The 13,712-nt window shown below is 61.3% G+C and carries 7 protein-coding genes; 2 read left to right on the top strand and 5 right to left on the bottom strand.

The window, feature by feature from the left end; all coding sequences use genetic code 11:
• Nucleotides 1-66: 66 nt before the first annotated feature.
• The 3 genes from JZ00_RS20215 to JZ00_RS20205 form a co-directional block, all read right to left on the bottom strand.
• A complete protein-coding gene (locus JZ00_RS20215) occupies nt 67-1,437 on the bottom strand; it encodes a DUF3999 domain-containing protein (RefSeq protein ID WP_039592721.1) in 1,371 nt (456 codons plus the stop codon).
• Nucleotides 1,434-5,057 carry a DUF2339 domain-containing protein gene (locus JZ00_RS20210; RefSeq protein ID WP_039592720.1) on the bottom strand — a complete coding sequence of 1,208 codons (3,624 nt, stop codon included), beginning with the start codon at nt 5,055-5,057 and terminating at the stop codon, nt 1,434-1,436. Before JZ00_RS20210 ends, JZ00_RS20215 begins: the two co-directional genes overlap by 4 nt.
• Nucleotides 5,058-5,252: 195 nt before the next feature.
• Nucleotides 5,253-7,703, bottom strand: coding sequence for a glycogen/starch/alpha-glucan phosphorylase (locus JZ00_RS20205; protein ID WP_039592719.1), 2,451 nt, complete (start codon nt 7,701-7,703; stop codon nt 5,253-5,255).
• A 254-nt stretch (nt 7,704-7,957) separates the two neighbouring features.
• On the opposite strand from JZ00_RS20205, the gene JZ00_RS20200 reads away from it, so the two are divergent.
• Nucleotides 7,958-8,395 (top strand): YkgJ family cysteine cluster protein, encoded by a 438-nt coding sequence (locus JZ00_RS20200; protein WP_039592746.1) that lies wholly within the window; start codon nt 7,958-7,960, stop codon nt 8,393-8,395.
• 107 nt (nt 8,396-8,502) lie between these two features.
• Here JZ00_RS20200 and typA read toward each other — a convergent pair whose 3' ends face one another.
• Together typA and thiI are read right to left on the bottom strand one after the other, a co-directional pair.
• Nucleotides 8,503-10,323: a translational GTPase TypA gene (typA, locus tag JZ00_RS20195; RefSeq protein ID WP_039592718.1), complete on the bottom strand. Its 1,821-nt coding sequence runs from the start codon at nt 10,321-10,323 to the stop codon at nt 8,503-8,505.
• Between the two features lie 134 nt (nt 10,324-10,457).
• On the bottom strand, nt 10,458-11,912 hold the full coding sequence (gene thiI, locus JZ00_RS20190) for a tRNA uracil 4-sulfurtransferase ThiI (RefSeq protein WP_039592717.1): 1,455 nt from the start codon (nt 11,910-11,912) through the stop codon (nt 10,458-10,460).
• Nucleotides 11,913-12,240: 328 nt separating this feature from the next.
• Here thiI and glnA point away from each other — a divergent pair, with 328 nt between their 5' ends.
• Entirely contained in the window at nt 12,241-13,647 is a 1,407-nt protein-coding gene (gene glnA, locus JZ00_RS20185; protein WP_039592716.1) for a type I glutamate--ammonia ligase, read from the top strand.
• Nucleotides 13,648-13,712: the final 65 nt, after the last annotated feature.

The following is a 13,712-nucleotide window of genomic DNA, read 5'->3' as shown; positions in this document are numbered from 1 at the left end:
AAGCGGACTCCTGTGGAAGCCGGCTTGCTCGCGAAACGGGCGACTCGGTTTGTCGGTTGTCTCGACTCAGGATTTGACTGGCGGCTTGCGCAGCAGACTGAAGGCCATCGCCGCGAGGAACACCACGCTGAGCAGCAGCACCGCCCACAAGCCGATCTTTTTCCAGTCGGTATCCGCAGTCGCGGGTGTGGCTTCAACCACAGGCGTCGAAGTGGCCGTTCCGTTGACCGTCGCGGCGCCCAGCGTCGCCAGGCGCGACGGCTTGTAGTCTGGAATCAGCGTGGTCAACGGCAGGCTGGCCGCCTTTACCGTCGCGCTGCCCAGCGCCAGCGTATAAGGCCCTTCGCCACGAGCCAGGAACACCACCTGGGTCGCACGCACGGCAAACCGCAGTGCAGGGGCTTCGGTGCCGAGGCCGCCGCCGCGCTCATCCACCGTCAGCTTCAACTGTTGAACGGTCTGGCCGGACAGCTGCAGTTGGTTTTGCAGCACGTCCTGGCCGTTCTGCGTCAGGCGATAAAGCAAACCACCGCCCATTGGTTGCCAGGGATGGCTGCTTTCACGGCGACCGGCCAGGGTCACCGGCGCCAGGCTGTTGGCCTCGCTGAGATCCACCTGCACCTGTTCGACGTCCAACCCCATCGGCAACTGCCAGGTGTATTCGCCGGCCTTCGTCGTGCTGCCGGCGAGCGGTTGCGACCAGATCAACGGCAACGGCAGGCTTTCGCGGCTGGCGCTTTGCAGTTGGGCCGAGGTCAGCACCGGCGCCGAGGACGGCGAATCCCACAGCAACCGCAAGTACCGCGCCGATTGGCCGGGCAAGCTCACCTCGTGCTGCTCGACCCGCTCGTCGGCAAACGTCAGCCGTGCGACCTGGCCTTCACCCCAGGCCTGCCAGTGTTGCAAGTCGTCGCTGGCTTCGATGCTGAAACGCTGGAAGCCGTCGCGTTCGCTGGTCCAGTCGAGGATCAGTTGCTGCAGCGGGGCCTTGATTGCGCTGGCGTCGAGCAGCCAGCCGCGCAGTTCTTCTTCCCCCGCTTCGAGTCGGCTGGACGGTTGTACTTCAACCAGCGTGCCGTTGGCGTTCGATTGGACCCGCACGCTGGGCGCGCGCTCACTGTCATCGGCCGCGTTGTACAGCGGGAACCACTTCACATCGGTGAGGGTGCGATTTTCTCGACTCCGGGCCGACTCACGAACCAACGCGTAGGCCTGGGCCTGCCCGGCGGCGTTGAAGACCCGCAGATCACTGAGGTCGGTTTGTCGCGCCCGCAACTGGACATCCAAGGGCAACGGCAAGCGATACCACGGCCCCTCGCCGCTCAAGGCCAACGGCACCTGATGGGCGAAATCCTGCGGTTGCTCCTGCGCCGTCGCCGACAAGGCTGCCCACAGCCCGACCACGCCCAGCCCGATTCGACTCAACTTGCGACTCAAGACGACACTCCCTCACTGACAGGCATCGGCGGCTCGGCATCCGGGGCCGACTCCGGGCGCTTGGGCGGCAGCGGCGCAAAATAGCCGACCACCAGCAGCAACACCCCCACGCCGATAAACGACACGATCCGCGCCAGACCGCCACGGTTACTCAATTCAACGAAGAACAGCTTGGCCACGACGACAGCGATCAACGCCGCGCCGATCAGCCACACCTCTCGGCGATGGCGCAAGTGCCCGCCGATCATCAGGCCCAAGGCAATCAAGGTCCAGACGATGGACAAGCCGGCCTGTACGAACATGGACTCAAGCAACGCGTCCAGCTCGTACGGGACATCCATCCACTGGTGGGCCGTGCGCATCACCAGGGCGGTGAAGAACGCGAACAGCGACACACCGGCGATCAACTGGGCAATGTGACCGATACGACTCCAACGGGTCGTCGTTTGCTCCACGGCGTTGCGGGCCCACACATAGATACCGAACAAGGCGAACAACAGGCCCAGCTCCAGAGGATTGAGCAGCGGCACATAAGGCAGTGGCTCCGAGTTGCCGTCGCTGAAAGTGTTGGTCAGCCAGAACCAGCCGAGCATCAACAACGCCATGGGCGCCGCCGCGTAGACGCGGTATTCCCGTGGTTGTGCAGATACCGGCCACGGCAAGGTGCGCGGCGAGGACACCAGCACCAGGTAAAGGCCCGGCAGGATCGCCCAGGCCAGCCAGCGCCAGGCGTTGTACTGCTCGGACAACTGCAGCAGGCCGTAACGCAACTCCAGCATCAACACCGCCATCAGCAACCAGCAACCGAGTACATGAGCTGTGCTGCGCACCTGGGCCGGCAGCGCCGACGCCAGCCGCTTCAAGGAAACGAAATGCACAGCGAACACCGCCAGCCAGGCCAACCAGCCGAAATCCGCCGCCGGATGATAACGGCTGTGCCCGGTCGCCAACAGCACACAGCCCGCCGCAGGAATCAGCAAGGTGCACAACAGCCCCAACGCCGGCCATTTCAACCGCAGCGACAAGACGCTCCATACCGCCACGCTGGTCGCCGCCACGATCAACAGTAAGCTGCCTTGCAGGTTGGCCGGGGCAAAGCGCAGCACTTCGCTGACCCACGCCAGTGCCCACCAGCCGGCACCCCAGACCAGCAACAACTCGGACAGGCGCTGCAAGCTCAAGACGTCCAGCTCCTGCGTCGAGTGCGCACGTTGCAGTCGCCACGCGCCCACCAGCGCCGCCAGCCCCAGTACCAGTGGCGTCCAGAAGCCGCTATGGGCCAACGGACGGAGATCCTCGGCATTGAGCGGGCCCAGCAGTGCTGGCCCTGCCGTGAGGAACGCCGCACCGCCAAGCAACTGCAACAGCAGGCCGAAGACAAAGCTCACACGTTGCTTCAGGTACAGGCTCAACCAGATGATCAACAGGCCGCTGGCCGCCCATACGCCGCTCGCCGTTTGCCACGGCAGGACGAACAGCACCGCGAGATTGATCAGCACCAGCCCCGCCAGCAGTACCACGGACAAGCCGCGCAACAAGCGGACATCGTTGCGCACCATGTCGTCGCGAGCCGCCAGTAGCATGCCGCCGATCAGTGCCAGGCCGATCAGCGAAGCACTGAGCAAACCGCTCCAGCCAGCACTGAACACGGCCGTCGAATCCCCGTCCGCGCCTTGCAGGCGCATCAGGAACAACGCACCACCCAACAGTTGCACGGCGAACGCGGTAAACAGGAAGGTCCTTGATTGCAGGCGCAGGCCGACAAACAGCGTCGCCAGGCCGGCAAAGGCCCAGGCAATGGCGGTGCCGTGGGTAAAGAAGAACAGCGGCGCCAGCAAGTACAGGAAGCCCAGCCCCAATACCGCCAGCACAGGCTGAGCCTGACGCTCCCAGCTCGCGACATGCCCGGGCTCGGCCTTGTGCAATTGGTAGAAGCTGAACAGCAAGGCACAACCGAGCATCAACGCACCCAGCCACGATCCCTCCAGCAGGCTGCCTTCACCTGGATGCAATTCACTGACGAAGGCCAGCGCCGATCCCAGTTGCAGCAACAGGGCAAAGATGCGCGCGAAGGGTCGCTGCTGGCGCAGGCCCAGCCAGAAGATGCCGGCGCCCTCCACCGCCCACGCTGCGGCAGTCCAACGGGCATCGAGGCCAAGCGGAATCGCCAGGCTGCCGAAAATCACGCCCAAGGCGAGGCAGGTTTCAGCCAACAATACAGCGCGACCGCCCATCAAAACGCGGGCCAGCCCCATGTAGATCATGCCCAGGGCCAGGGCACTGAACGCCGCTGCGAACTCCAGATGCTGCACCAATGCGAACTGCAAGCCGAAGCCTACCAAGGGCGGGCCGAACAGCATGCTGCCGTCGACGTAGTCGCCCTTGCGTGCCGACCAGCGCAACATCGCGTCCCGGCTGTCATCTTCGGGCGCATCGCTCATTTCCAGCAGCTTGCGCCGGGTGAACAGCAAGCCGATCACCAGGTACAACAGGAAAAACACGATGAGGAACGGTTCGGTGCTCCACAGCAGTTCCGGCGTGTAGGAACGCAGGCCCCAGGCGAAACCGATACCGAAGGTGCCGACAAAGCCGATCAGGTTAAGCAGGCGCCAGGCCTTGAACCAGGCAATCGCGAGGATGCCGGCATTGAGCAGGATGAAATAGCTGAACAGCGCGACGTGGTTGCCACTGCCGGTGGAGGTCAGGATCGGCGCGGCAAACCCGCCCAGCGCCGCAGCCGCCGCCAGGCCCATGGCGTTCTGGGTAACCGCCAGGATCGCCGAGAACACCGTGACCGCCACCAGCAGGCCCAGCGCAGCCTTCGCATCGAGCAGCGGATGCAAGCGCATGGCGGCGAACACCGTCAGGTACAGCACGGCTATCCCGGTCCCCTGCAGCATCAGCGCATAGTTGCTGTTGCGGTGGCGCAACCACCACCCCAGGCCCAACAGGCCCAACGCGCTGGCCGCGACGCCGGCATAACGCAATTCGATCGGCACTACCATGCCTTCGGTGGCGTAGCGCAGCAGGAACGCCAGGCCGAGGAACAACAGCACCACGCCGACCCGCAGCACGGTGTTGCCGCCGAACAGCCAGTTGCGCGCGCCCGTGATGGCGCGGTCGAAGAGATTCGGGCCTTGGGGGGCTGCAGGCGCAGGCGCCGTCGGTTCAAGGGGCAACGGCGCGAAATCGCGATCGGCGCGCCGAGTGGAAGCGGCTGGCGCAGGGGTCCAGATATCGTCAGGCAGCGGCTGGCTGGCCTGGGTGCTCATCGTGGAAACGGGTTCGAGGTCTGGCGGCAATTCCCAGACCAGTTCCGGCTCGGTGCGGGTTCGTGGTTGCGCCACTTGAGGCGCGACAACCTCGGGGGCCGGCGCCGGAGCGCTCGGTTCGGCGACCTTGCCACGCTCGAGAACCGCCAGCCGCGCCTCCAACGTGAGCACGCTCTGCTGGGTCTCTTGCAACAGGATCTGTTGCTTGGCCGCCTGGTTACCCAGGCGCCCCAGGCGAAACGACTGGGCGATGCCGAGCCCGACCAACGCACCTATCAGCGCATCGGCGAACGACTCATCCACCACCCAGCCGAGTGCCAGGCCCAACAGTGTCAAAATCCATTGCATATGGTCGATATCCCTAAGCGGCCCGTTGCGGGCATGACCGGGAAGAGCGATGCCTGACTCAGTCTAGTGGAACAGCCCGCTCCCACATCGGCGCTGCCAATTACTGAATCCAGCCACACCACCCGGCGAATCTGGCGCTTAGTATATCGACGAAGCCCAACCGCCGTTGGGCTTCGCTCACATTTCTTGCAACGTTTACTCCAGAGCCTTCCAGATGTCGGTGGCGTATTCGCGAATGGTCCGGTCCGAGGAGAACCAACCCATGCGTGCGGTATTGAGCACCGCCGAGCGCCACCACTGCTTGGAGTCGTGCCACTTCTCTTCGACCTTGGCCTGGGCGTTCCAGTAGGCGTCGAAATCGGCGCAGACCAGGAAGCGGTCGTAATCCACCAGCGAGTCCACCAGCCCGGTGTAGCGCATCGGATCGTCCGGCGAGAACACACCGCCACGAATCGCCTGCAGCACATCGTTGAGACGATGGGACGCGGCGATGTCCGGCGCGGCGCTGAATTCACCGTTGCGCTTGCGCGCTTCCACTTGCTCGGCGGTCAGGCCGAAGATAAACATGTGCTCGCCACCGACGCGGTCGTGCATCTCCACGTTGGCGCCGTCCATGGTGCCGATGGTCAGCGCGCCGTTGAGGCCGAACTTCATGTTGCTGGTGCCCGAAGCCTCGAAACCGGCCGTGGATATCTGCTCCGACAGGTCCGCCGCCGGAATGATGCTTTCGGCCAGGCTGACGTTGTAGTTGGGCAGGAACACCACTTTGAGCAAGCCGCGCACGGTCGGGTCGTTGTTCACTACCCGGGCGATGTCGTTGGTCAGCTTGATGATCAGCTTGGCTTGGTGATAACTGGCGGCAGCCTTGCCGGCGAAGATCTTCACCCGCGGTACCCAGTCCACTTCCGGCTCGGCGCGAATTGCCTGGTACAGCGCCACGGTGTGCATCAGGTTGAGCAATTGGCGTTTGTATTCGTGGATCCGCTTGACCTGGACGTCGAACATCGCCGCCGGGTTGACGGCGATGCCCAGGCGCTCGTGAATCAGATAGGCCAGGGCTTTCTTGCTGTGCAGCCGCTGCTCGGCGAACTGCTTGCGGAACGCCGGCTTGTCGGCGAACGGCTCCAGTTCGATCAGGCGTTCCTCGGGGTTGTCGAGCACGCTTGGGCCGAGGGCGTCGACCATCATCGAGGTCAACTCGGCGTTGGCCTGGAACAACCAGCGGCGGAAGGTGATGCCGTTGGTCTTGTTGTTGATCCGCTCGGGGTAGAGTTTGTGCAGCTCGGAGAACACCGTGCTGCGCATCAACTGGGTATGCAGCCCGGACACGCCGTTGACGCTGTGGGAACCGAGGAATGCCAGGTTGCCCATGCGCACCCGGCGACCGTTGTCCTCTTCGATCAGCGACACCGAGCGCAGCACGTCGAAATCGTGCACGCCCTTGGCTCGCAGTGAATCGATGTGTTGGGCGTTGATCAGGTAGATGATCTGCATGTGCCGCGGCAACATGCGCTCCATCAGCCCCACCGGCCAGGTTTCCAGGGCTTCGGGCAGCAACGTGTGGTTGGTGTAGGACAGCGTGTCCTGGGTGATCTGCCAGGCCGCATCCCACGCCACATCGTAGACATCCACTAGTTGGCGCATCAGTTCGGCCACGGCGATGGATGGGTGCGTGTCGTTGAGCTGGATCGCGGCGTGATCGCCCAGGGTCAGCACCGAGGTGTGCATGTTGCGATGACGGCGCAGCAAGTCCTGCAACGAGGCGGCGACGAAGAAATATTCTTGGCGCAGACGCAATTCCTGGCCGGCCTCGGTGCTGTCGGCCGGGTACAGAACGCGGGAGATACTCTCGGCCCGGGCGACTTCGGCCACGGCGCCGAGGTGGTCGCCGGCATTGAAGCGCTCCAGGTGCAACTCTTCCATGGCCCGGGCCCGCCACAGGCGCAGGGTGTTGACGCTGGCACCGCGCCAACCCACCACCGGCGTGTCGTAGGCGATGGCGCGCACGGTTTCGGCCGGAGACCACACCTGGCGGGTCTTGCCGGTGTCGTCGGTGACGGTTTCGACGCTGCCCCCAAAGCCGATCGGGTAGACCACTTCCGGCCGTTCGAACTCCCATGGGTTGCCGAAATCGAGCCAGTGCTCGGTCTGCTCCTGCTGCCAGCCATCGACAATCGCCTGGCGGAACAAGCCGTGCTCGTAACGAATACCGTAGCCATGGCCGGCGATGCCCAGCGTGGACATGCTCTCCATGAAGCACGCCGCCAGACGGCCGAGACCACCGTTACCCAGGGCCGCGTCGGGCTCCAGCAGGCGGATGCGCTCAAGGTCCACGCCCAGTTCCGTCAACGCTTCGCGAGCGGTGTCCAGCAGGCCGAGGTTGCTCAGGCTGTCGTAGAGCAAGCGACCAATCAGAAATTCCAGAGAGAGGTAATAGACGCGCTTCTGGCCCTTGCGGTAGATCTGCCGCGTGTGGTCCATCCAGTGTTCGACCATGTGGTCGCGGGCGGCAAGGGCTATGGCTTCGAACCAATCGTGATCAAACGCATGATCGGGGTCCTTGCCGACGGCATAAGTGAGTTTGGTCAACACGGCGTCGCGAAATGCCGCAACCTCAGCTTCGCGAACAAGTGGTTCTTGAGTCATTGATGAGACCTCGAACGAGCATGGAATTGTCTGAGCCTAGTCGGTCTGACAGACGGTACAGGCTCTTGGTTCGGTGGTTTTTCCGCGAGCGTCGGAGAATCGTCGCCAAGGAATTGCCGATGGGCGAATGAATGCAGGGGCCGTGCCGCTGCGGGGAGGTTTTGTCGGGACGCAAAAAAAACCGGCAGATGGTCGTTCAAAATTTCACCAGTCCCGGTATGATCGCGCGCCCTGATGCATGCTGGTACACACCGATGATGAAGCCCAACCTGATCGCCGCCGCGGAGATCGACCGACTCGATACCTGGGCCAAGTACTCCGCCCCGATGTGCGGTTCCTGCATATCGAGCTGCTGCACGCTGCCGGTGGAGGTCAAGATCAAGGACCTGATCCGGATTGGCATCGTCGATGAGTTCGAACTGGGCGACCCGCCGAAGAACATCGCCAAGCGCCTGCAAAAAGAAGGGATCGTCGAGCGCTACAACCAGAAGTCGGAAATCTTCACGTTGCAACGCATGAGCAACAACGACTGCCTGTATCTGGACCGCAAGAGCCGGTTGTGCACCATTTACGAAAAGCGCCCGGACACCTGCCGCAACCATCCGCGGGTCGGGCCAAGGCCAGGCTATTGCGCCTATAAGCCCAAGGAAGTGGAGCGCGAGCGTAATCCGCGGACGCTGGATCGGTTTTGATTCCCTGATGGTTTGGCGCTGACAGACACAACATAAATCCCAGGCATAAAAAAACGCCCCCGGTCTCACAACCGGGGGCGTTTTTCATTCAGCCGAGGCTAAGGCAATCAGGCCTTGGCTTTCTTGGCGGCGCGGGTACGCTCGCTTTCGTCCAGGATCTTCTTGCGCAGGCGGATCGACTTAGGCGTCACTTCGCACAGCTCGTCGTCCTGGATGAATTCCAGGGCCTGTTCCAGGGTGAAGCGAACAGGTGGAACCAGGGCGATGGTTTCGTCTTTACCCGAAGCACGCATGTTGTCGAGCTTCTTGCCCTTGGTAGGGTTCACGCCCAGGTCGTTGTCACGGCTGTTCAGACCCACGATCTGGCCGCCGTAGATTTCCTGGCCATGCTCGACGAACAGCTTGCCACGCGCCTGGAGGGTTTCCAGGGAGTAGGTCAGTGCCTTGCCGGTTTCAACCGAAACCAGAACGCCGTTCTGACGGCCGGACATGTCGCCCGACTTCATCACGTCGTAACGGTCGAAGATCGAGGTCAGGATGCCAGCACCGTTGGTCAGGGTCAGGAACTGGTTACGGAAACCGATCAGGCCACGAGCAGGGATGTTGTATTCCAGACGTACACGGCCCTTGCCATCCGGCACCATGTTGGTCAGGTCGCCCTTACGCAGGCCCATCTCTTCCATCACCTTGCCCTGGGATTCTTCCGGCAGGTCGATGGTGACGTTTTCGAACGGTTCGTGCTTCACGCCATCGACCAGACGGATGATCACTTCCGGACGGCCTACAGCCATTTCGAAGCCTTCGCGACGCATGGTTTCGATCAGTACCGAGAGGTGCAGTTCGCCACGGCCGGAGACCTTGAACTTGTCAGCCGAGTCGCCTTCTTCAACGCGCAGTGCAACGTTGTACAGCAGCTCTTTGTCCAGACGTTCCTTGATGTTACGGGACGTCACGAACTTGCCTTCTTTACCGCAGAATGGCGAGTCGTTGACCTGGAAGGTCATGGAAACGGTTGGCTCGTCGACGGTCAACGGCTTCATCGCTTCGACGGTGTCCGGGTGGCACAGGGTGTCGGAGATGAACAGCGAGTCCATGCCGCTGATGCAGACGATGTCGCCAGCTGCTGCTTCTTCAACGTCTACACGGTGCAGGCCGTGGTGACCCATCAGCTTCAGGATACGACCGTTGCGGCGCTTGCCGTCGGCGCCGATAGCCACGACAGGAGTGTTCGGCTTGACGCGACCACGGGCGATACGGCCAACACCGATAACACCCAGGAAGCTGTTGTAGTCCAGTGCGGAAATCTGCATCTGGAACGGACCGTCACGGTCGACTTTCGGTGCTGGTACGTTGTCGACGATCGACTGGTACAGCGGGGTCATGTCTTCAGCCATTTCGGTGTGGTCCAGACCGGCAATACCGTTCAGGGCCGAGGCGTAGACGACTTTGAAGTCCAGCTGTTCTTCGGTGGCGCCCAGGTTGTCGAACAGGTCGAAGATCTGGTCCAGGACCCAGTCCGGACGCGCGCCTGGACGGTCAACCTTGTTGATGCATACGATCGGACGCAGGCCGGCTTCGAAAGCCTTCTTGGTCACGAAACGGGTTTGCGGCATAGGGCCGTCTTGAGCGTCAACCAGCAGCAGCACGGAGTCGACCATCGACATCACGCGCTCTACTTCACCACCGAAGTCGGCGTGGCCCGGGGTGTCCACGATGTTGATGTGGTAGCCGTTCCAGTTGATGGCGGTGTTTTTCGCCAGGATGGTAATACCGCGCTCTTTTTCCTGGTCGTTGGAGTCCATCACGCGCTCGTCGTTGAGCTCGTTGCGCTCCAGGGTGCCGGATTGACGCAAGAGTTTGTCTACCAGGGTGGTCTTACCATGGTCAACGTGAGCAATGATGGCGATGTTGCGTAGATTTTCGATCACTTGTGTATCTCGATCAGAGGATTCGGTGTGCTGACAGGTCGTGGCAGCGATTTACAGTAGAGTCCGACAGTTACAGCGTGTCGGCGGCGTCGGGGGGCCGGTGACGCAGGCCACAGGCAAACAGCCCCGGGCACTTAGCTCGGTCGATAAACGCGCACATTGGCATGCCCCTCACTGAGCAAATGGTGGGCATGCAGGCGACTCATCACGCCTTTGTCGCAATACAGCAGGTACTGGCGAGTAGGGTCCAGTTCCTTGAAACGCGCGTTCACTGCATAGAACGGCATCGTTTGTACCTCGACGCCGGCAACGCTCAGCGGATCGTCTTCAGCATCGTCCGGATGACGGATATCGATGATGATCTGACCGGCCAGCGCTTCGCCGACTTCTTCAATCTGGATGTCCTGGCCCAACTCGTCGATGACCCGATCGATCGGTACCAGCCTGGCGTTCTCGATCGCGCGTTCGAGTACCGCCATGTCGAATTCTTTCTCTTCGTGCTCCACGCGCCCGCGCTTGGCTGCCGTCTTCGGATTGACCGAGATGACTCCGCAATACTCCGGCATGTGCCGGGCAAAATCGGCGGTGCCGATCTCATTGGCCGTGTCGATGATGTCCTGCTTGTGGCTGGCAATCAGCGGACGCAGCACGAGCTTTTCGGTCACGCAGTCGATCACCGACAGGTTCGGCAGCGTCTGGCTCGACACCTGGGAAATCGCCTCGCCGGTCACCAGCGCGTCGATGTGCAGGCGGTCGGCGATGCTCGTCGCGGCACGCAACATCATACGCTTCAAAATGACGCCCATATGACTGTTATCGACTTTGCCGAGAATCTCGCCCAGGACTTCCTCGAACGGCACGCTCACAAATAACACGCGCTGGGAGCTGCCGTACTTCTTCCAGATGAAGTGCGCCACTTCCATTACGCCCAGTTCGTGGGCACGACCGCCAAGGTTGAAAAAGCAGAAATGGCTCATCAGGCCGCGACGCATAATCTGGTAGGCGGCAACGGTGGAGTCGAAGCCACCGGACATCAATACCAGGGTCTGCTCCAGGGAGCCCAGCGGGTAGCCGCCGATGCTGTCGTGCTGGCTGTGGATCACGAACAACCGCTGGTCACGAATTTCGATGCGCACTTCGATCTGCGGGTCTTTCAGCGAAATACCGGCGGCGCCGCATTGCCGGCGCAACTGGCTGCCGACGTACTTTTCCACGTCCATCGAACTGAACGGGTGCTTGCCGGCGCGCTTGCAGCGTACGGAAAAGATCTTCCCGGCCAGGGCATCACCATAATGGAGCATGCATTTGGCGAGGATGTCGTCGAAGTCCCCCAGCGGATATTCGTCGACCTGCAGGAAATGCGCGATGCCCGGCATGCAGCTCAGGCGCTCGGTCATTTCCTTGAGGAGCTTGGGTTCGCTGACGCGGGTTTCCAGTTCGAGATTGTCCCACACGCCGTTCACCACCACGGCCGGGTCCAGGTCACGGAGCACGGCACGGATGTTCTTGGCCAACTGGCGGATGAAACGCATCCGTACCGGGCGGCTCTTGATGGTGATCTCGGGGAAGACTTTTACGATTAGTTTCATGAAAACAGCGCGCGAACGGCCAGCCGAAAAAGGGGGGCGCGGATTATAGCGGAAATTGCTCAAGGTTTAACCAGTTAATGTGAAGATGGTTTTGCATGCACCAAAACAGGTCATTATCGATTGACTGCGCAACATTGCAGTGCGTTATTGTCTGACAATCTTTGATTTACGCCTTTAAAAGCGTGGATTTGGTGCAAAAAACCCATGGTGGGGCACTGGCATGCAATTTGCTCCCTTGTGAGGCAGGTTGCCTTGGCAGAGTATTCGCGCCGGCATCAACCATATCTAAGGGCACTCCACTACCCGCCCGAAGCCACCCGGAGGACATATGTCGAAGACGGTTCAACTCATCAAAGATCATGACGTCAAATGGATTGATCTGCGCTTCACTGACACCAAAGGTACTCAACATCACGTGAGCATGCCGGCCCGTGATGCGCTGGATGAAGATTTCTTCGAAATCGGCAAGATGTTCGACGGCTCCTCCATCTCCGGCTGGAAAGGCATCGAAGCCTCCGACATGATCCTGATGCCGGACGACGAAACCGCCGTCCTGGACCCGTTCACCGAAGAGCCGACCGTGATCCTGGTCTGCGACATCATCGAACCTTCGACCATGCAAGGCTATGACCGCGACCCACGCGCCATCGCCCACCGCGCCGAGGAATACCTGAAGTCCACCGGTATCGGCGACACCGCTTTCTTCGGTCCAGAGCCTGAGTTCTTCATCTTCGACTCGGTCAAGTTCAAGTCCGACATCTCCGGTTCCATGTTCAAGATCTTCTCCGAACAGGGTTCGTGGATGTCCGACCAGGACGTGGAAGGCGGCAACAAAGGCCACCGTCCAGGTATCAAGGGCGGCTACTTCCCGGTTCCACCGTTCGACTTCGACCACGAAATCCGTACCTCCATGTGCAACGCACTGGAAGAAATGGGCCAGACCGTCGAAGTTCACCACCACGAAGTGGCGACTGCCGGCCAGAACGAAATCGGCGTGAAGTTCAACACGCTGGTAAAGAAGGCTGACGAAGTCCAGACCCTCAAGTACTGCGTACACAACGTTGCCGACGCCTACGGCCGCACCGCGACCTTCATGCCGAAGCCTCTGTACGGCGACAACGGTTCGGGCATGCACGTGCACATGTCGATCTCCAAAGACGGCAAGAACACCTTCGCAGGCGAAGGTTATGCCGGCCTGTCTGACACCGCCCTGTACTTCATCGGCGGTATCATCAAGCACGGCAAGGCCCTGAACGGCTTCACCAACCCGTCGACCAACTCCTACAAGCGTCTGGTCCCAGGCTTCGAAGCCCCGGTGATGCTGGCCTACTCGGCTCGCAACCGTTCCGCCTCGATCCGTATCCCTTACGTGAACAGCCCGAAAGCCCGCCGTATCGAAGCGCGTTTCCCGGATCCGGCTGCCAACCCATACCTGGCCTTCGCTGCACTGATGATGGCTGGCCTGGACGGTATCCAGAACAAGATCCACCCTGGCGATGCCGCTGACAAAAACCTGTATGACCTGCCGCCTGAAGAGGCCAAGGAAATCCCACAGGTTTGTGGCAGCCTGAAAGAAGCCCTGGAAGAGCTGGACAAGGGCCGTGCGTTCCTGACCAAGGGCGGCGTATTCAGCGATGACTTCATCGACGCTTACATCGCACTGAAAAGCGAAGAAGAAATCAAGGTCCGCACCTTCGTACACCCACTGGAATATGAGCTGTACTACAGCTGCTGATCCGGTAAGCGCCGCCACGCACGGCGCGAACTAAAAAGAGGCCTCCTTCGGGAGGCCTTTTTCAT

It is taken from the genome of Pseudomonas frederiksbergensis (assembly GCF_000802155.2).
GTDB classification, from domain to species: Bacteria; Pseudomonadota; Gammaproteobacteria; order Pseudomonadales; family Pseudomonadaceae; genus Aquipseudomonas; species Aquipseudomonas frederiksbergensis_A.
This window is presented reverse-complemented; position numbering and strand designations above follow the sequence as displayed.